Source organism: Nonomuraea sp. CA-143628, assembly GCF_050942315.1.
Lineage (GTDB): Bacteria > Actinomycetota > Actinomycetes > Streptosporangiales > Streptosporangiaceae > Nonomuraea.
This window is the reverse complement of record NZ_CP192072.1, coordinates 12,141,215-12,158,707: the sequence shown is the minus strand read 5'-3', so window position 1 is coordinate 12,158,707 and position 17,493 is coordinate 12,141,215. Positions and strand designations below refer to the sequence as shown.

The following is a 17,493-nucleotide window of genomic DNA, read 5'->3' as shown; positions in this document are numbered from 1 at the left end:
GTTGATCGGCGGCGCGATCGTCGGTTTGCGGCCGTGGCACAACCATGACATGGCGGGAGGGGCATGGGGCCCGACCGGATCGAGCCACCCGGGAAGCCCGACTGTCTTTCGTGAAGTGATCGGGGGCAATCCCGTCTGGTGGGCATGGATGCCGAGCTGGGGCGGGTGATGGCATGGAGTCAGATGGATTCATGGAAGAGCGGGGCCCCGTTCAAGCGGGCAGGTTCCACGAGGGGCCGTCGGGATCGCCGAGCCACACCTTCTGCCCCTGCCTGGTGACCGTGAGGCCGTACCCCGACCGGTGCGGCTTCCCCGCCGCCTCCCAGGTCGAGACCGCCACTTCGACGCCATCCCACAGTTTCAACGGCCCGTGCTGGCGTACCAGCCAGCCTCCGTCCGGCGACGGCTCGGTGGTGGCCTGCGACCCGGTCGCCACGTCCAGAAGGATGATCCGGTCAGCCGCCCCCAGTTTCTCCGCCGACGGGGCCCCGAGCTGGGCCACGAACAGGCCGGTCGGGTCGTTCAGAACGTGCGGATCGCTCACGCTCTCGCGCTGCTCGCCAAGACCGATCAGGTAGTGCGAGCGCGGCGGTCGGTCGTGCGGCCTGGCAAACATGAAGGACAACTCGTCGCTCAGGAAGCGTCCGGTCGCGGTGCCGTCGTCGGCCAGCGTGAGGTGCGCGAGAGCCGTACCGCCCATCCAGCCGGACAAGGGCGCGGTGATGGTCCCGCCGTCGCGCACCTGCCACAGCCACGCAGCCGGGATGTATCGGACGGAGCAGGTCGCGATCAGTCGGTCGTATTCGGCGTTCTTGTCGTATCCGGCCAGACCATCACCCACGATCAGCGTTGGTGTGTAGCCAGCGGCGGCGAGGGCCGTTCCAGCGCGGGCCGCCACCTCAGGGTCGTACTCGATTGACGTGACCTTGCCATCCCCGAGGCGCTGGCACAGGAGGGCCGTGGAGTAGCCCGTGCCGGTGCCGATCTCCAGCACCTTGTCCCCGTCGCCGATTTCGGCTGCCTCCAGCATGCGTACGACCAGGCTGGGCAGGGTTGAGGAAGATGTGGGCGGTCCTGGCGGCGAGCTTTTGGCCGCCTCAGCCATGACCCCATCGACCTGCGTGACCCATGTCCGGTTCTCGTAGGCCATGCGCAGCCACTGTTCGTGGGACGTCCTCACTCGCTGGACCGGCTCCCACAGCGTCCCGCTCGTGCCGTCGGTGGGCCGGAAGAGCGCCTCTCCCAGGAACAGCTCGCGCGGTACAGCTTTGACCGCCTCTGCCCAACGGGCGTCGGTGAGAGATCCCTTGGCGACCAGGAGTTCGGCCAGTTCCTGCCGGAGTTGGGCGGCTGCGATGGTCACGTGAGTTTCCTCGCACGGGTCAGATGGTCGGCTATCGCGCTGGAGATCTGCTGCGGGATGGGCTCATCGAACCACGCCCACTGGCCGTTGGGGTTGCACTCCAGGAACACCCACTGGCCATCGTGGGTCAGAGAGAAGTCGAAGGCCCCGAAAACGAGTCCGAAGGTGTCGAGGTAAGCGCGCATGCTCTTGATCACGGCGGTCGGCGCCTCGACGCCCTGGTAGGTCAGAGAGGGGTAGTCGTGGCGCCAGTCCAGGCCAGGAGCTCCGTCGATGCGTACAGGGAACACCTGGTCGCCCACCATGGTCACGCGTACGTCGGCGGTGGCGAGTTGGACGGGCTTGTGCTCGGCATCGCGATTGCGCCAGGGGTGGTTGAGGTAGAAGGCTCCGGGCAGCGCGGCCATGACACCGCCCAGGCCGAAACGGGACTGGTCAGTTACCCAGGCTCCCGTGTACTTGTCGAGGTCTCCCGGTCGCCGATAAGGCGTTGGCTGACGCCAGTAGACGGCGCGGATACCGGCCAGATCGAGGTCGCGCGTCTGGGTTCCGAGGGAACCTTTCATGCCCGTGCCGTCAATGAAGGTCTCCAGCGCAGCATGGCGGGGGAAGTCGGCGCCGGGATCGAACCGCACGACCGGGACATCCCGGTCGTAGAGCTCGCCCAGCACCAGGTCAGCGGTGGGGTCTTCCAAGCAGGCGACCACCAAGACCGGCGCGGGGACTGGCATCAGTCTGACACCCAGTCCGTCGTGGAGTCCGGCTTGCCACCGCCATCCCTAGTGCCGTCGCCATCTGGAGTGGGTGGCGCGGTAGGGGTGGCCTGCTGCACGTTGGAGCCATGTTTGCCGGCGGCCTCGATCGGCTGGTTGGTCACCGGGTCGAGGTAGACGCCCTTCTGAGTGACAGGGTCGATGCTGATGCGGTAGCGGGTGATAGGCCCTTCGGCTCGGGGTGGGAAGGGGGCCATCTGGCTCAGACCCCAGGGAACGAAGCTCTGGTTCGCGGGAGCGTTAGGGGACAGGCGCATAAAGCCTCCGAAGTAGAGCGGGTGCGCGTATAGCGATGAAATCCGCATTGGGAGTCCCAGCATCGGGGGTTCCAGGGGAGAAAACCTCGCGTCTGGAAGAGGGACGCCTTCACCGTAGAGAGAGCGCTGCGCCACTCGCCATCCGTTCGCTGAAAAAAGTTCGTTGGGAACGGTTCCACGATTCTGACTTTTGGGGTAGAAGGCAAAATCCCTCCCTCGGAATGTAGAGAGGGAGGGCCGGGGGGGCGATGCGAATGGCCCTCTAAACAGCGGACCTCATCCGGTCAGACAGAGATCAGATCGCTGTACTCGCCGTCCTGCATGCCGAGCACAAGGGCAGCGAACTCGGCCTTGTCGAAGTACAGCTTCGGGCCGTCGGGGTCCTTGCTGTCGCGAATGACGACTAGATGGCCGTGTTTGTGCAGGCCCGCGCTGGCAGGCACATGGACGAGTCCTGCCTCGAAGCAGTTTCCATCGGCGTTGCTTCGCTTCGGCTTGCGCCAACGCACCTGGGACAGGTCGATCTCCATGCCTGCTCCTTCGCTTGATGTGTGCATCAGAGATCCTTTTCCGCCTGGACGAGCAGTCGCAGACTCTCGCCGGGGTCCAGTGCCTTAGCTCGAAGGTGGTTAAAAGCCACGTTATATCGGTCAACGACCTCGGCTTCCTCCAGATAACGGGCATCTGTCTGGCTCTCTAGATAAACCACATCAGGAGACGTCCGCTCAGGGAACTCGATGATCACGAAACTCCCGTCCATGGCAGGGTGGGAACCGGCGGAGAACGGCAGGATCTGCAGCGTGATGTTGGGACGTGCGGTGGCTGCGACGAGGTGCCTCAACTGGGCTTTCATGGTGGGACTGCCGCCCACCATGCGTCGGATACATGCTTCGTTGATGATCGACCACAGCCGGAGTCCGTCCGGATCGGCCAACTGCTCTTGGCGGGCGAGACGAAAAGCCACCTTCTGCTCGACCTCTTCGGCGCTGAAGGTGATGGGTGTCGTACTGAGGTGGGCCCTGTAGTAGTCGGCCGTCTGCAGGAGGCCGGGGATCAGTTCGGAGTCGTACGGTCTCAGTTCGATCGCTGCGGACTCCAGCCCGACGAAGGTCTCGAACCACGGCCGGATCGCCTTCTTGTGGTCCTGCCACCAGCCGCGTTGGCGTGCTTCGCGGGCCAGGGTAATAAGGAATTCCTTGCGTTCCTCATCGACTCCGTAGAAGTCGATGAGCATGGCGACATCGGCGGGGCGCGCGGCTGAAGTCGCGTTTTCTACCTTTGTGATAGTGCTTGGCGCTACCCCGAGATGCTCCGCGGCCTGGTCGCGATTCAGGCCGGCGGCGATTCGCAGTGCCTTGAGCTCGGCACCGAGTCGCCTCCGGCGGACCGTCGGGGAGGACAATCTGCTTGCCACGATCTCACCTCGTATGTCGACAATTGTCGGCCGCTTGGAACAGCAATTTTTGGAACTGTTCCGAGAGAACGCTTTACATGCGCCTTGTTGTACGAGCACCATCGGCTCAAGGATTCCGCACCCGTACGGTCTGTGACGACCGCAGCGGTAGAACTCGTCGAAAGCTCCGTGTCGCGACCACCGGAGTCGGTGGAAAGCCGTCCAGCGCTTTCGACAACGATGCCCCTTGTCGGCCAGGCAAAGGTGGCGCGGCGCTGGGCGTCGGCGGGCGGGTGATTGTTGCGGTCGAACCGATCTGGGGAGGCGGGGCAATGAGTGGCTTGTTTCTGGGCGAGATCGTGCTACCGGGGGTGAAATCTTCGGTCCCGCTGGCTCGTCGGTGCGTGGCGGACATCCTGACGACCGCAGGCCATGCGGACGTGGCCGACGTACGGCTGGTGGCCAGTGAGCTGGTCACGAATGCCGTGGCGCACACCGCTTCCGGCCGACCGGGAGGCCGGGTTGCCGTGAAGGTCGCCGCTGTCGGTGCCGAGATGGCCTATATCGAGGTTATTGATGAGGGTGCGGCCACCATCCCCCGGGCGCGTACGGCAGGTGCCGATGACTGCGGGGGGAGGGGCCTGCGGATAGTCGAGATGTTCGCGGTCGGATGGGGCGTGCGCGACGGTGGCCCGGGGCAGCGCGTGGTGTGGGCGGAGATGTCGACCAAAGCCAGCGCTTCTGCCTGTGCGGGTGAGGGCGCGATGAGGGAAGTATGAACGGCTGACCGACGGGCGCCCCCAACGAGGCGACAGCGCCCGCACTCTCCACCGCATCCTCTGCCACGGCGCGTGAACTCGAAAGCTGCTTCGTGGCAATTACTGACGAGGATCCAGGCGATGGAGGGATACGCATGAGCTCAGCCAGCGGTCTGGTAGTCGCGTCCTGGTGAAGTCGATCCGGGTCACGGCCGGGCAGACGCCGCTCTCGCCACCAGGGTCCTCTCGCCAGAGATCAAAGCGCAGCAATGATCATCCTGTTGGGGGCTCTCATGCGTGTGTTCTTGGGAATGGCCGCGAAGCGTCCGGGGGTGGATATCAGTCGGCCCATCTCCTTGGCTCGGTCGCTGCTCGGTGACGTTTTCCCGGTGCCATCGGAAACCATCGATGCCGCCGAGTGGGTCGGCCAGGGCACCGCGTTACTCGGCTGGTCCAATGAGCAGGCGGCCGAGGCACGTCCACCGCTGATCGTGCGTGGGGGCCATGGTGGCTTGGGCATGAGCGGCACGCTTGGCTCTCAGCGGGACCTACGGCATCTCAGCCAAGCTTCCGATCTGAGTGACGTAGCGGAGGATCTCTCTGGTTGCTTCTCCGCCGTTCGTGTGGCGGAGGGGGAGTTGCAGGCCGCTACCGCGAGCACCAGGGCGCTTTCCGTCTTCTACGCCGAGAACGAGGACCTTCATCTGGTGGGGACTCGCGCTCTGCATGTGCACCTCGTGGCGAACGGAGGGAGGGTCGCCTGGAATGAGGTGGCTCTGCAATCCATGATCCGGCAGGGGTACTTCCTCTCCGATGAGACCCCTTACCGAGGTGTGACGGCGCTTGGGGTCTCCTCCGTGATCACGGTCAAGGGCGGTCGTAGGAGGATCAGTACGCGTCCGCTGCCGCCCGCGCTACCAGCCCCGACATCCGGGAGAGCCAAACGGAAGTCGATCAGGCAGTTGAGTGACGCCCTCGTCGTCGCCGTCGCGCCATTGCGGGGCATATCCGAGCCGGTCAATCTGGCGCTGACGGGTGGGCGCGACAGTCGTTTGATGGCGGCGCTTCTGCACGCGGGCCGGGTGCCTTTCCGCGCGACGACCAACGGGCTCGACAGCCACCCGGACGTGGTCATCGCCAGGGAGATCGCCGCTCGGTTGCGTATCGACCACACGGTCATCCCACCCGTGCGGACCGAGGCGAAGGACGCCGTGCTCATCCCGCACCCGAGCGTGCGCACCTATGAGGTCATCCGGGCCGGCGAAGGCATGACGTCGGCGTACGAGAGCATCGTGGACTACCGGCCGTACTCCACCACGCCCACCATGTCCGGGCAGAGCGGCGAGATCCTCAGGGGTGGTTTTCTCTACAGCCAGGGGCAGACCACCGACAAGGCGATGAGCCGCAGGGTCGGCGACTTCTTTCTCAAGAACGAATCTTTGTTCACCGACGAGGCGAACGAGCATGCTCGCGGGCTCGCGGAGCCATGGCTGCGGCGAGCCGGTGAGAATCCGTGGGAAGTGCTCGACCACCTGTACGTCACCTACCGTGTGGGACGCTGGCATGCCGCGGCACGCGTAGGGTCCCTGCGGCGTGGGGATCCGATTCAGCCGTTCCTCGACAATCGCGTGGTGGTCGAGGCGTTGTCGCTCGATCAGCGATGGCGGCATTCGGAAGAGGTCGTCTATGAGCTGATCAGGCGACTGGCTCCCGGTCTGCGGGAGATCGAGCTGGAAGGCAAGCCCTGGCGTTTCCAGGCCGGCGGAGAAGCGAAAGTACAGCGCCGCTGGTGGCAGCGGGAAATGGGGAGTTCCGTGCCACCTGCTCCGAAGCGGGGCAACAGCTGGAATTGGCGGACCAGCCCAGGACCCCATCTGTCGGCTCTTCTCGGAGAGTTCGTGCTCGATCGTGCCGACGCCCTCACCGCCCTCGTCCGCGGCGACGCGTTGAAGTCCTTCTTCTCCGAGCCTGTCGTGAAGCAGCCCGCGCTGGCCTGGAACCTTTACACGGTCGCGGCCCTGCTTACCGGCGCCCTTCCCGGAAAGCCGCCTGCGATCACCGATCTGATTCGTATCGAGATCCCGCAGGAGATCTGAGAGAAGAAGCCAGAAGTCCGGAGCCAAGATCCAGACTGTGTTAAGGTCACGAACCTGCAACGGGGGCTGCAGGGTGACGGCTGCCCCTTTGTGTGTCCTTTCCATGAACGAGCGGGCCGTTTCCTCGTCGCGTTCGAAGGCCGCGTCACCATCCGACAAACCTGAGCTCCCTGAGCCGGGAACGTCTATCACGGAGGATTACAGATCGTGTCCATTTTTCGAACCAGAACGAGTCGTGCCGTGGCCGCGCTGTCCACTGCCTCGGTGCTGTTAGCCGCCGCGACACCGCCGGCCCAGGCCCAGGCCACCGATGCCGACGACGTCGCCGCCTTCCTGCAGGAGACCATGGACGGTCTGCGCTTCGAGCAGGTCCTCGACCTGGCGCCGCCGTCATCCCCGCAGGCTCGGACACTTGCCGGCGGGGTCGACAAGGACGCGAAGACGGCCGCCGACTATGCCCGGCTGTTCGCCAATGCGGCCGACCCCAAACCCATCGTCCAGCAGCCGCAACTCGACGTGACCGTACTGGAGCTCGACGGGAAGGGCCGGCCGGTGAAGTCCGGCACGGTCCTGATGAGCCCGCAGTATCCGAACGGAATCGCCGTGCCGGTGGACCAGAACTTCCACACCAACCAGGTGAGATACCGGCAGTGGGACGACGCGGGATGGTACGCCAACCAGGGCAAGGGCACCATCGACATCGTGCCGGGCCGGGAGAACGCACCCATCGACTTCATGCTCCCCTACCCGGCCTCCACCCTGAAACTGATGATCAACTTTGGGGTGCTGCGCCTGGTGGACAAGGGCGTGATCAAGCTTGACGACACCTACGACTACCAGCCGACCACGGTCAGCTCGCTGTGCGGCGGACCGTCGAGCAACACCATCAGCGCCTACATGGACGCCTCGATCACCTCCTCCTCCAACGCCGCGTCCTGTGCGCTGGTGAAGCTGCTGCACGACAAGGGCGCGGTGGACGAGCTCAACCAGACCTTCCAGGACCTGGGCCTGGAGACCATGCAGCTGAAGAACACCAACCCGGCCAACGGCGGCCGCTGGTCCAACCCGGTCACGATGAGCTCGTTGGACACGGCCAAGCTGCTCGCGCTGGTCAATGGCGTACAGGGCACGGCGTGGACCGCCCCCAACGGTTCACCGGTCACCGGCGCGGTGCTGAGCCCGACCTCCCGCCAGGTCTTCAAGAAGCTGCTCGGCGAGCAGGGCTTCAACGACATGCTCTCCACCACCAACCGGTGCGGCAGCGCCTACCCGGCCGCGGGCATCCCGCAGCGGGTGGCCTCGCGGTGGGTGGCCGCCGATGGCACGGTGACGGTCGAGGGCAACAAGTTCGGCAAGGACGTCCGGCCCTGCAACAAGCAGGCGCAGGTGACGTTCGCGCACAAGACCGGCTGGGTCGGCAACTCGGGAGCCGACGCGGGCATCGTGCGGTCCCTGCCGGGCAAGGCGGGCCGCAACTACGTCGTCGTGGCCATCACCAACCTCGGCACCCAGTACGTGGACGCCGACCGGCCGGCGACCGAGCCCGGCATCTACCCGGTCGCCTTCACCGAGAAGCTGGCCCGACTGGGCGCGGCGATCGACCGGTACGAGGCGGCCTGGCTCGCCCGGCGCACCAAGAGCTGATCAGCACCAAGAGCTGATCATCCGCAATAGTCCGCCGCGTTGACGGCGGGCCCATGATGCCGATGTTCCCGGCCCGCGAGACCGATGCGGGCCTGGGAACATCGGCATCATCTGTTCACTCTCATAACGCTTTTTCGGCAGCTGACCAAGAAGGGGTGTAATCGACGAAGGGAGCATGGCCGGTGCGTCGCAGACAGTCGGACATCGCCACAGACCCGGAGGCTTTCGAAGCCTTTTACCGGCGCCACGTCGACGCGATCGCGCGGTTCCTGGCTCGCCGGGTCGATGATCCGCACACGGTCGCCGATCTGGTGGCCGAGGTTTTCGTCGCGGTGCTCGACTCCGCCCACACCTACCGGCCCGGGCTCGGCAGCGAGATCGCGTGGTTGTACGGCGTGGCTCGCAACACTCTCTCGGCCGAGCGGCGGCGGGCGTTCAAGGAGACGAGGCTGGCCGGTCGCCTAGGCGGGCGAAGGCTGCTCGACTCCGACGACCTCGCCGAGTTGGAAGAGCGGATCGACGCGGAAAGCGTGGCCAGGCGGGCCTTCGAGGCCATGGCCGAATTACCGGACGGTGATCGCGCGATGCTCGAACTGGTCGTCATCGACCAGCTCACGATCGGCGAGGCGGCCACCGCTCTGGGCATCCGGCAGGGGGCCGCCAGGGCCAGGCTGCACCGCGCCCGTCGCGCGCTCAGGAACGTACCGGAGATGGCGCCCTTCGTCTTGGAAGGAATCTGATGAACTTCAAGGAGCAGCTGCTGATGGAGCTCAAAACCGAAATCGTCACCCGGAACACGGCTAGACGTGTGGCTGTCAGGCGGCGTCTGCTCGCCGGCGCGGCGGTGGCCGCGATGGCGGCGGGGGCCGCCATCGCGGTGCCGTTCCTGACCGGGTCGGAGACCCCGGCCTACGCGGTCACGAAGAACGGCGACGGCTCGGTCACCCTGAAGATCACCGAGTTCAGAGACCCCGACCAGGTGGAGAAGGACCTGGCGGCAGCCGGCGTGACCGCCGACGTCTCCTACGTCAAGCCCGGCACCCGATGCGCCCCCGGCCGTGGCGATGCCGACTTCGGCCCCTCGTTCTCCAAGGAGGACATCACCAGTAAGGATCCCGCGGTCCAGAAGAGGGTCAACGAAGCGATCGAGAACTCGGTGAACGGCAAGACGTTCAAGTTGGGCCGTGGCGAGGTCCGGATCAGTAAGCAGTACATCAAGACGGGGCAGACAGCCGTCATGGAGTTCACCGAGAACGCGGACCAGACCTCGGGCCCGGAGAAGCCCAGAGCCCTGTGGGGGTTCAGCGGCTATCTCGTCACCGGTCCGGTCACGCCGTGCAAGGTCATCGACGACCCGTCCTGGGACAAGATGCCCGACCCCAAGAAGCACCCCGAGGCATACCCGCCGGCCGGTAGCTGACCCTCGCCAGGTGGGAGTACGGGCAGGTGGCGCCACCTGCCCGTACTCCCGCCCGCCAGCCGTCGTGCGAACTGGCGGCCGTCATGCGATCCGCCCCACGGCGGGCGGCTAAACCAGGGAGGCGGGGCGGTAGCCGTCCGTGGCCGCGATGAGCTCGTGCAGCGTGCCGGGCTCGGCGCCCGCGTGCCCGGCGTCCTCGACGATCCGCAGCTCCGCCTCCGGCCAGGCCAGATGCAGGTCCACCGCCGCGTCCGGCGGCGTCTTCATGTCATAGCGGCCGTTCACGATCACGCACGGGATGTGCCGGATCGCGGCCACGTCCAGCAGCTCGCCCTCCCGCAGGAAACACGCCTGGCTGAAGTAGTGCGTCTCGATGCGGGAGAAGCCCACCAGCACCTGGTCGTCCAGTGGTGGCGGTGGGGCGGGGAGCAGGGTGTTCGCCGACAGCTCCCAGGCCGCCCAGGCCCGTGCGGCCGGTACGTGCACCTCCGGGTCCGGATCGGACAACCGGCGATGGTAGGCGGCGACCAGGTCGTCCCGCTCCGCCTCCGGGATGAAGCCGCGGAAGGCCGCCCACTCCCTCGGGAACAGCCGGGCCGACCCGGTGCCGGTGAACGCCCACGCGTTGTCGGCCTTGCTCGCCAGGTAGACGCCGCGCAGCACCAGCTCGCTCACCCGCTCCGGGTGCCGCCGCGCGTAGGCCAGCGCGAGCGTCGACCCCCACGACCCGCCGAACACCTGCCAGCGCTCGATGCCGAGGTGCTGCCTGAGCCGCTCTATGTCTTCCACGAGGTGCCAGGTCGTGTTGGTCTTCAGCGACACCCCGGGGTCGCCCGCGTGCGGTCGGCTGCGCCCGCAGTTGCGCTGGTCGAACAGGACGATGCGGTACGCCTCGGGATCGAAGAACCGCCGCTGCGGTGGTAACGACCCGCCGCCGGGACCGCCATGGAGAAAGACGACAGGCTTGCCGTCGGGGTTGCCGCTGACCTCCCAATAGATCTCGTTCCCGTCGCCCACATCGAGCATCCCGGTCTCATACGGCTCAATAGGCGGATAAAACGTTCTTTGTCCCATGGCTATCAGACATACACGCTGACCCCGCCCGGCGCGCACGCGCACGCGCACGCTCGCTGCTCCTGATCCAGCAGACCGGCGGGTACGCCGAGGCCGCAGTCCTCGTACCCCGGCGTACCCGGCGCCGGTGAGTCGTCAGATGGATGCGGTGAACAGCTTGCGCATGATCTCCAGAACGTCGTCCCGGTGGTCGGCGGTCATGGGAATCTCGTTGCGGCGCAGCTCGTAGATGGCGGCGTACGTGGTCCCGACCGGTGCGGAGAACGCCAGGGATTTGATCACATGGCCATGCCCGGAGGTGGCATGGAAGTGGTCGGTGGCCTGCGCGGTGCAGTCGGTGTAGGCGAGTACGGCCCTCTTGATCCACGCGGCCAGGAGCGAGCCGTTCGCTCCCAGGACGGCGTTCTTGATCCCGTCGAGCTCCATGGGCAGGATCTTCTTGTCCTGGACGGCCCGCCGTTCCGTCTCGGCGATGGCCTGGGCCTTGGCCGGGGCGTCATCGGGCCCTCTGGACAGCTCGTCCTTGGTCTTGCCGGTCGCGAGGGCTAACGCGTCACAGCGGTTCCAGATCAGTTCGCCCAAGGCGTCGGCGATGGCGTTGATGTTCGTGCGTAACTGGTTCAGGTACCGGTCCGCGAGCGGCCGCGCGGCGAGGGCCAGCACGTATGCGTCGCGGCGCGACTTGGGGAAGAAGCGCTGCATGTTCTTGTCGTCGGCCTGTCCGAAGCTGTCCGCGTAGCGGCTCTGCACCGACGCCATCGCGTCGTTGACGATCATCAGGGTGACGAGGCCGACCTGATCGCTGGTCAGCAGCTTGCCGCTCTCGCTGGAGATGGCCTTGGCGTTCTTGGTCAGCTCCGCCAGCAGGGCCTGGGCGGCGGTGTGGCTCGAGGTGCCGGTGAGGTCGTATTTCGCCTTGTACGTCACTCCCGTCGTGCCGGTCACCACGTCCACGTCGTCGCCGGGCTCGATCTTCTTGCCCGGCAGCCATCGGGCGGCGTTGATCAGGCAGATCTGGGTGATGGTCGTGGGTTTGGTGTACTGCACGGTGATCTGCGCCGTCCCAGTGGCGGTCGGGGGCGCCTTGCGGTACCAGAAGAGCCCTTGCGCTCCGGCCGGGAACATATCGACCGCCGCGCCAGGGGCGAGGATGATCATGTTGCCCGCGCTCGTCGCGGCCTTCGCCTGGTCGACCTCCTGCTTGATCTGCTGGCGCAGGGTGATGAGCGTGCCGATGTCGGCCTTCATGTTCGCCATCATCGTGTCGACGTTCAGGCCGTCCTGCCCGTGACCCTCGATGACCCATTCCGCCGAGATCGTGTCGTTGGTGAGCCGGACCCGCCCGCTCTTGCAGACCTGGTGGTCCTCGTTGCGCTGAACGCCCAGCCAGGCCACGTCCGCGGGGTCGATGCTGTAGACACCGATGTTCTCGCCGCCGATGGTCAGCGTCCTGGTCGGGGCGGTTGCCTTGCCAGGGTTCACGTTCCCCGGGAAGGACACCAGGTTCGTGAGGTTGGGGTCCTCGGTGTACTCGAGTCCGCCGTAGACGCTCAATTTCCTAACCCCCTTCATACGGGCCATCAGGCGCGCGCGCCCGGGGGACACGTGGGGTCGCCAGGGGGCTGGAATCGCTGCGTCGCTGAAGCCGCCTCATGGTATGCCGGGCCGCCCCGGCCGCCTAGGCCCAGATATTCGGCCTTCAGGGTGCTGAGCAGGGGCTAGATCACTCGCATGAACCGCGGGCCGGTGCTCTCGTGCACGATCTCCTGGCAGCCGGGAGCGCCCAGGGCTTCCCGCTGGGGCGGTCCTGAGCGCTGTGGCGGCGAAGCTCAGCCTGATTGACGGACTACCAGACCTGTAGCAGGGCGCCGAATTCCAGGTCCACGTCCCAGACGCGGGAGAATATGATCACGGATCCGCCGTCCGCGGCGCCGCAGTACACCTTCTTGCTGACGGCCGAGGTGATGCCCTGTGCGGCGACCTCGTCGAACCAGTTGGTGTAGGAGTAGATCGGGCCCCCGCTGTCACCGTGCGCGACGGCGCAGCCGCCGACGACGCTTTTGGCGCGGACCATGTGCTTGACGTACTGACCGTTGGTGTAGGTGCCGCTCCAGCCGGTCTCGGTCACCTTGATGAGGCAGTACTCGCCCAGGGTGGCCCCGGAGTTGCAGACGAAGTTGCCGACGTACGCCTTCCACAGCGCCACCACCTTGTTACTGGTGGAGGCGGTGCTATTGCCGTCGAAGACGTTGGCGGTCGCGTCGGCGAGCACGATCCCGGCGTCTCGCTTGCCGACACGCCAGGACAGCTGACCCATGTAGTTCGCCGGGTTGCCGGTCCCTCCGCCGTCGTAGAACTGGTCCCCGAGATTGCCGCAGTGAGCGGCGGTGAGGAACCCCGGAGTGCCGTACTTGTCGACGACCGCGAAGCCGGAGCTGCAGCCCGCCCCCGACTGCTTGTTCCAGGTCCGGCCGCCCGCGTAGTAGCTCGGCACGTCGTCCTGCCTGCTGTAGGCCGGGCTGAACTCCTCTCCTGTTTCCAGCGTGATCGGCGCGCTTGTGCCGCTGGGCCGCTGCAACTGCTGCGGGTCGGCGTCCTGCCCGGTGACCGAGAGCCGGATGCCGCTGCCGTCCACCTGCGGCGCCGCGCCGCTCGCCTGGCCGGCCTCGGCCCACTTCTCGGCCTCCGCCAGGAGTTGCGCGTTGGTGTAGGCGGCCGGCAGTACGGCCACCGGAGCCGTCTGCCGCCCCTGGTCGATCGTGGTCTGTACGGCCGGCGGCACCGCGCCCCGCCAGTACAGGCGTACCTCGTGGTTCTCCGGTGCGACGACGATCCCCGCGTAGCCCTCGGCGTTCTCGGCCGACTCGATGATGCGGTCGGCCACCCCGTTCAGCCGAGTCTGCTCCGAGAACAGCGCCTTCCAGTCGGCGAACCCGCCCGGCACCGCCCCCCGCGGCCCCGTCGCGTCCCTGTCCGGCGTCTTGCCACCCGGGTCGTCGATGGCTCGCGTGGTCACGGCCGGGTCGTCGGTGGCGGTCTGTGCCGTGGCTGCCCCCGCGCCCAGAAAGGGCAGCAGCGCACAGGCGGTGCTGAGGATGGTCAGGCGTAAGCGGACTTTCTGCTGCATGAGTGAAACCCCCGTGTCTGTGACAAACGCGAGTCATCACAGCATGGGGATAACGCCGCCTTCCGCGCCCAATTACCGGCCTGGTCCGCGCCCTCCGCCCTTGTGCCCGCACTGAGCTGCCTTTGGTACATGCGTGGGTAGGCTTCTATGAATGAATCGAGTCTGTCTGGTCACCGGGGCCAATCGGGGCCTCGGTTTGGAGGTCTCTCGCCAGCTCGCAGAGGCGGGGGACACCGTCATCCTGACCGCCAGGGATTTGGGAAAGGCGCAGGAGGCGGCGAGTGGACTGCGCGGGAGCGTGGTGCCGCGGCAACTGGATGTCGGTGATCCGGAGTCGGTGCGCCGGTTCGCCGCGGAGCTGCCGTACGAGAAGGTAGATGTCCTGGTCAACAACGCCGCCATCCACTACGACACCTGGCAGCGAGCCGAGAACGCCGACCTCGACGTCGTGCGGGAGGCGCTGGAGACGAACCTGCTGGGGACCTGGCGGGTGACGCTGGCGCTGCTGCCGGCGTTGCGGGCCAGTGATCATGGGCGGGTGGTGAACGTCTCCAGCGAGATCGGGTCGCTGACCGACATGGGAGGCGGCACTCCGGCGTACGCCGTGTCGAAGACCGCGCTCAACGCGCTGACCAGGATGCTGGCCGCCGAACTGCGCGAGGATCGGATCCTGGTCAACTCCGTCTGCCCCGGGTGGGTGGCCACCGACATGGGCGGGCCCGGCGGGCGGCCGGTCGCCGAGGGCGCTCGGAGCGTGCTGTGGGCGGTGGATCTGCCGGATGGCGGGCCCACCGGAGGGTTCTTCCAGGATGGCAAGGCTCTGGCCTGGTGATCAACCCGTCAGCCGGTTGATGGCGAGGCTCTGGCCTGGTCATCCACCCGTCAGCCGGTGGTCCGGCGGCGGTGGGCCTTCTGCCTGCAGGCGCCGCCGCAGAAGCGGGGCGGGCGGCCGGTGCGGGACGTGTGGATGGCGGTGCCGCACTCCTCACAGCGGGCGGTCTCGGTAGGGGTTTCGTTACGGACCTCCTGTTTCGTCACGGGTTTCGTTACGGCGGGCAGCGGCGAGCGTCCGGTGCGGAGGCCGTCCAGGACGAGAGCGGTGGGCCTGCCCGGGGTGGTGCTGTGCGCCTCCATCGTGATGCATCCCGCCATGAGTGCCATGACGTCCGTCAGCTGCGCGTCCGGGCGTACGGCTCCGGCCTGGCGGGCCCGGTCGAGCAGGGCGGTGAGGGCGGTGCCGTAGCGTCGCCGGGCCTCCATGGCCATCTCCGCCTTGAGGCCGGAGGCGAAGGACTCGCAGAGCGCCTTGTTGAGTCCGGCCTGCTCGACGGTCGAGGCGAAGGCGGTGAAGAACGCCTCCCCGGTCTCCGCTTCACCGGTGGTCAGCAGGGCGGTGAGCTCGTCGGCCAGGCGTTCGATCCGGTCGTGGACCACCGCCTCGAACAGGGCTTCCTTGCTGGGGAAGTGCCGGTAGACCGTGCCCGCGCCGACGCCCGCGCGTCTGGCGATCACGTCGAGCGGCACTGACAAACCCTCCGCCGCGAACGCCTCCTGGGCGGCCGCCAGCACGCGGGCGCGGTTGTGCCGGGCGTCCGCGCGAGCGGCGATCGTCATGTGGCCTCCCATGTGCCGGGCTGGTGCCCGAATTGACAACCGGAACGCGCGTTCCGTAGCGTCTAAGCGGGTTGACCGTTCCGATTCTATGCGCAACGAGGAGTTCGCATGTCCGTACCGACCTACCCGACCCCCCGAGAGGTCGTCGATCGCTTCCTGCGGGCGTCCGTCGACGGCGGGCTCGCCGACATGTACGCCCCCGACGTCGTGATCGAAATACCGTTCGCTCCGCCGGGTATTCCTCGGCGCTCGCAGGGGCGTGAGGAACTGCGGGCCAGGTTCAAGGCCGCCGAAGGCGTGCTGCGCTGGGAGCGGACGGAAAACGTGCTGGTCCACGAGACCGCTGACCCCGAGGTGGTCATCGTGGAGTACGACATCCACGGCTCTCTCGTCGCCTCGGGGCGGTCCGTCGTCCTGTCGTACATCATGGTCATCCGGGTGCGGGACGGCTTGATCGTCCATTCCCGGGACTACGGGAACCCCATGGGCATGGAGGAGTTCCGCGAGGAGCTGATGAGCGCGCTGAACTCCTAGCGCGCGTACCTCATGAGGACCGTGCCGTTGCCGAACGTGCGCGTCGCGGTCAGGTTGAACAGGGTCGGGCGGAACGCGCCGTCGAAGGCGGGGACGCCCGACCCCGCGACCACCGGATATGCCTGCGACCATGGGAGGCATGAGGCTCGCGAAAGAGACGGACAGGGGTGCGGTCGAGGAGCTCGTACAGGCGGCCTACCAGCCGTGGGTGGCCGTCATCGGCGCGCGGCCCCGCCCTATGGAGGCCGACTACGCCGCGCTCATCTCCGAGGGCCGGGTGCACGTGACGGGCGACGACCTCGACGGGCTCATCGTGCTGATCCCCGAGAGCGGGGTGCTCTACGTCGACAACGTCGCGGTACGCCCCGGGCTCCACGGCAAGGGCATCGGCCGGAGCCTGCTGGCCTTCGCCGAGCAGGAGGCGCGGCGGCTCGGCCTGCCCGCCCTGCGCCTCTACACCAACGTCAAAATGGCCAGGAACATCGCCCTGTACGAGTCGCTCGGCTACGTCGTGACCGGCCACAAGGATCGCGAGGGCCGCACGGTCGTGGCCATGCGCAAACAGCTTCCGTGACGGCGGCTCAGCTCGTGAGGACGCCGAGGAGGTGGGTCACCTCGCGGGCCACCGCGTCGCGGCCCGCTCGCAGGTACTTGCGCGAGTCGACCACCTTCTCGTCGCCGGCCAGGTAGTCGCGCACGGCACCGGTGAACGCCTTGTTCAGGTGCGTAGCGATGTTGATCTTCTTCATGCCGTGCCGTACGGCCGCGCGCAGGGTGTCGTCGGGCACTCCCGACGAGCCGTGCAGCACCAGCGGGACCGCCACGGCGGCGCGGAGCTCGGCGATGAGGTCCAGGTCGAGCACGGCGTCCTTGGTGGTCATCGCGTGCGAGGTGCCCACGGCGACGGCCAGCGCGTCGACGCCGGTGCGCGCCACGTAGTCCACCGCCTCGTGCGGCTTGGTCCGCGCGCCGGGCGCGTGCACGCCGTCCTTCCCGCCCACCTCGCCCAGCTCGGCCTCCACCCACACACCGCGCTCGTGGCACCAGGCGGCCACGTCGGCGGTGGCGGCCACGTTCTCCTCGTCGGGCAGCGCCGACGCGTCGAACATCACCGAGCCGACACCCAGCTCCACCGCCTCTTCGACCAGGACGCGGTCGGTGGCGTGGTCGAGATGCACCGCCACCGGCACCGCGGCCCCCCTGGCGACCGCGAGGCAGGCGAGCGCGATGGGTTCCAGGGCGCCGTGGTAGCGGACGCAGTTCTCGCTGATCTGCAGGACGACCGGCAGACCCAGGGCCTCGGCGCCCGCGACGATCGCGGTGGCGTGCTCCAACTGGATCACGTTGAACGCGCCCACTCCCGCGGGTGATTCGCGGACGATGTCGCCGATTCGGGCGAGGGGCATGACGGCTCCTTTGACGGTTCCTCAGGCGATTCTT

The 17,493-nt window shown here is 67.1% G+C and carries 18 protein-coding genes; 8 read left to right on the top strand and 10 right to left on the bottom strand.

The genetic code is table 11. The features are described 5' to 3' along the window. Nucleotides 1-211: 211 nt before the first annotated feature. The 5 genes from tgmC to ACQP2T_RS54825 all read right to left on the bottom strand — a co-directional run bounded on the left by tgmC (nt 212) and on the right by ACQP2T_RS54825 (nt 3,807). A complete protein-coding gene (tgmC, locus tag ACQP2T_RS54845) occupies nt 212-1,363 on the bottom strand; it encodes an ATP-grasp peptide maturase system methyltransferase (protein WP_433512705.1) in 1,152 nt (383 codons plus the stop codon). Beyond that, nucleotides 1,360-2,094 (bottom strand): ATP-grasp ribosomal peptide maturase, encoded by a 735-nt coding sequence (locus tag ACQP2T_RS54840; RefSeq protein ID WP_433512704.1) that lies wholly within the window; start codon nt 2,092-2,094, stop codon nt 1,360-1,362. The genes tgmC and ACQP2T_RS54840 overlap by 4 nt, the downstream gene beginning before the upstream one ends. Next, nucleotides 2,094-2,333 carry a putative ATP-grasp-modified RiPP gene (locus ACQP2T_RS54835; protein ID WP_433512703.1) on the bottom strand — a complete coding sequence of 80 codons (240 nt, stop codon included), beginning with the start codon at nt 2,331-2,333 and terminating at the stop codon, nt 2,094-2,096. The genes ACQP2T_RS54840 and ACQP2T_RS54835 overlap by 1 nt, the downstream gene beginning before the upstream one ends. A 344-nt stretch (nt 2,334-2,677) precedes the next feature. Continuing rightward, nucleotides 2,678-2,923 (bottom strand): DUF397 domain-containing protein, encoded by a 246-nt coding sequence (locus tag ACQP2T_RS54830; RefSeq protein WP_433512702.1) that lies wholly within the window; start codon nt 2,921-2,923, stop codon nt 2,678-2,680. A 26-nt stretch (nt 2,924-2,949) separates the two neighbouring features. After that, nucleotides 2,950-3,807: a helix-turn-helix domain-containing protein gene (locus ACQP2T_RS54825; RefSeq protein WP_433512701.1), complete on the bottom strand. Its 858-nt coding sequence runs from the start codon at nt 3,805-3,807 to the stop codon at nt 2,950-2,952. A gap of 383 nt (nt 3,808-4,190) precedes the next feature. Between ACQP2T_RS54825 and ACQP2T_RS54820 the strand changes: the two genes are divergently transcribed. The 5 genes from ACQP2T_RS54820 (at nt 4,191) to ACQP2T_RS54800 (ending at nt 9,704) form a co-directional block, all read left to right on the top strand. After that, nucleotides 4,191-4,565, top strand: a complete 375-nt coding sequence (locus ACQP2T_RS54820; protein WP_433512700.1) for an ATP-binding protein — start codon at nt 4,191-4,193, stop codon at nt 4,563-4,565. 248 nt (nt 4,566-4,813) lie between these two features. After that, on the top strand, nt 4,814-6,640 hold the full coding sequence (locus tag ACQP2T_RS54815) for an asparagine synthase-related protein (protein WP_433512699.1): 1,827 nt from the start codon (nt 4,814-4,816) through the stop codon (nt 6,638-6,640). Nucleotides 6,641-6,847: 207 nt separating this feature from the next. Continuing rightward, a complete protein-coding gene (locus ACQP2T_RS54810) occupies nt 6,848-8,284 on the top strand; it encodes a serine hydrolase (RefSeq protein WP_433512698.1) in 1,437 nt (478 codons plus the stop codon). Nucleotides 8,285-8,466: 182 nt separating this feature from the next. Then, the gene (locus tag ACQP2T_RS54805; protein ID WP_433512697.1) at nt 8,467-9,024 is read left to right on the top strand and encodes an RNA polymerase sigma factor; all 558 of its coding nucleotides are present in this window, start codon (nt 8,467-8,469) and stop codon (nt 9,022-9,024) included. Beyond that, the gene (locus ACQP2T_RS54800) at nt 9,024-9,704 is read left to right on the top strand and encodes a hypothetical protein (protein ID WP_433512696.1); all 681 of its coding nucleotides are present in this window, start codon (nt 9,024-9,026) and stop codon (nt 9,702-9,704) included. The genes ACQP2T_RS54805 and ACQP2T_RS54800 overlap by 1 nt, the downstream gene beginning before the upstream one ends. A gap of 108 nt (nt 9,705-9,812) precedes the next feature. Here the strand turns inward: ACQP2T_RS54800 and pip are convergent, their stop codons facing one another. From pip to ACQP2T_RS54785, 3 genes are all read right to left on the bottom strand, one after another. Continuing rightward, nucleotides 9,813-10,778, bottom strand: coding sequence for a prolyl aminopeptidase (gene pip, locus ACQP2T_RS54795; protein WP_433512695.1), 966 nt, complete (start codon nt 10,776-10,778; stop codon nt 9,813-9,815). Nucleotides 10,779-10,913: 135 nt separating this feature from the next. After that, nucleotides 10,914-12,332, bottom strand: coding sequence for a hypothetical protein (locus ACQP2T_RS54790; RefSeq protein ID WP_433512694.1), 1,419 nt, complete (start codon nt 12,330-12,332; stop codon nt 10,914-10,916). Nucleotides 12,333-12,624: 292 nt separating this feature from the next. Continuing rightward, the gene (locus ACQP2T_RS54785; RefSeq protein WP_433512693.1) at nt 12,625-13,905 is read right to left on the bottom strand and encodes a S1 family peptidase; all 1,281 of its coding nucleotides are present in this window, start codon (nt 13,903-13,905) and stop codon (nt 12,625-12,627) included. A gap of 151 nt (nt 13,906-14,056) precedes the next feature. On the opposite strand from ACQP2T_RS54785, the gene ACQP2T_RS54780 reads away from it, so the two are divergent. Beyond that, entirely contained in the window at nt 14,057-14,737 is a 681-nt protein-coding gene (locus ACQP2T_RS54780; RefSeq protein ID WP_433512692.1) for an SDR family oxidoreductase, read from the top strand. 50 nt (nt 14,738-14,787) lie between these two features. Here the strand turns inward: ACQP2T_RS54780 and ACQP2T_RS54775 are convergent, their stop codons facing one another. Next, on the bottom strand, nt 14,788-15,519 hold the full coding sequence (locus ACQP2T_RS54775; RefSeq protein ID WP_433512691.1) for a TetR/AcrR family transcriptional regulator: 732 nt from the start codon (nt 15,517-15,519) through the stop codon (nt 14,788-14,790). A gap of 108 nt (nt 15,520-15,627) precedes the next feature. Between ACQP2T_RS54775 and ACQP2T_RS54770 the strand changes: the two genes are divergently transcribed. Both ACQP2T_RS54770 and ACQP2T_RS54765 read left to right on the top strand, forming a co-directional pair. Then, nucleotides 15,628-16,053: a nuclear transport factor 2 family protein gene (locus ACQP2T_RS54770; protein WP_433512690.1), complete on the top strand. Its 426-nt coding sequence runs from the start codon at nt 15,628-15,630 to the stop codon at nt 16,051-16,053. Between the two features lie 139 nt (nt 16,054-16,192). After that, nucleotides 16,193-16,627, top strand: coding sequence for a GNAT family N-acetyltransferase (locus ACQP2T_RS54765; RefSeq protein WP_433512689.1), 435 nt, complete (start codon nt 16,193-16,195; stop codon nt 16,625-16,627). Between the two features lie 7 nt (nt 16,628-16,634). Here the strand turns inward: ACQP2T_RS54765 and ACQP2T_RS54760 are convergent, their stop codons facing one another. Next, on the bottom strand, nt 16,635-17,459 hold the full coding sequence (locus ACQP2T_RS54760; RefSeq protein ID WP_433512688.1) for a class II fructose-bisphosphate aldolase: 825 nt from the start codon (nt 17,457-17,459) through the stop codon (nt 16,635-16,637). Nucleotides 17,460-17,493 lie beyond the last annotated feature (34 nt).

What these genes read in the sequence shown, in the direction of transcription:
- ACQP2T_RS54760 (WP_433512688.1), bottom strand. Translation starts at nt 17,459, where the DNA reads ATGCCCCTCGCCCGAATCGGCGACATCGTCCGCGAATCACCCGCGGGA.
- ACQP2T_RS54765 (WP_433512689.1), top strand. Translation starts at nt 16,193, where the DNA reads ATGAGGCTCGCGAAAGAGACGGACAGGGGTGCGGTCGAGGAGCTCGTA.
- ACQP2T_RS54835 (WP_433512703.1), bottom strand. Translation starts at nt 2,333, where the DNA reads ATGGCCCCCTTCCCACCCCGAGCCGAAGGGCCTATCACCCGCTACCGC.
- ACQP2T_RS54770 (WP_433512690.1), top strand. Translation starts at nt 15,628, where the DNA reads ATGTCCGTACCGACCTACCCGACCCCCCGAGAGGTCGTCGATCGCTTC.
- ACQP2T_RS54785 (WP_433512693.1), bottom strand. Translation starts at nt 13,905, where the DNA reads ATGCAGCAGAAAGTCCGCTTACGCCTGACCATCCTCAGCACCGCCTGT.
- ACQP2T_RS54780 (WP_433512692.1), top strand. Translation starts at nt 14,057, where the DNA reads ATGAATCGAGTCTGTCTGGTCACCGGGGCCAATCGGGGCCTCGGTTTG.
- ACQP2T_RS54840 (WP_433512704.1), bottom strand. Translation starts at nt 2,094, where the DNA reads ATGCCAGTCCCCGCGCCGGTCTTGGTGGTCGCCTGCTTGGAAGACCCC.
- pip (WP_433512695.1), bottom strand. Translation starts at nt 10,778, where the DNA reads ATGGGACAAAGAACGTTTTATCCGCCTATTGAGCCGTATGAGACCGGG.
- ACQP2T_RS54830 (WP_433512702.1), bottom strand. Translation starts at nt 2,923, where the DNA reads ATGGAGATCGACCTGTCCCAGGTGCGTTGGCGCAAGCCGAAGCGAAGC.
- ACQP2T_RS54815 (WP_433512699.1), top strand. Translation starts at nt 4,814, where the DNA reads ATGATCATCCTGTTGGGGGCTCTCATGCGTGTGTTCTTGGGAATGGCC.
- ACQP2T_RS54800 (WP_433512696.1), top strand. Translation starts at nt 9,024, where the DNA reads ATGAACTTCAAGGAGCAGCTGCTGATGGAGCTCAAAACCGAAATCGTC.
- ACQP2T_RS54775 (WP_433512691.1), bottom strand. Translation starts at nt 15,519, where the DNA reads ATGACGATCGCCGCTCGCGCGGACGCCCGGCACAACCGCGCCCGCGTG.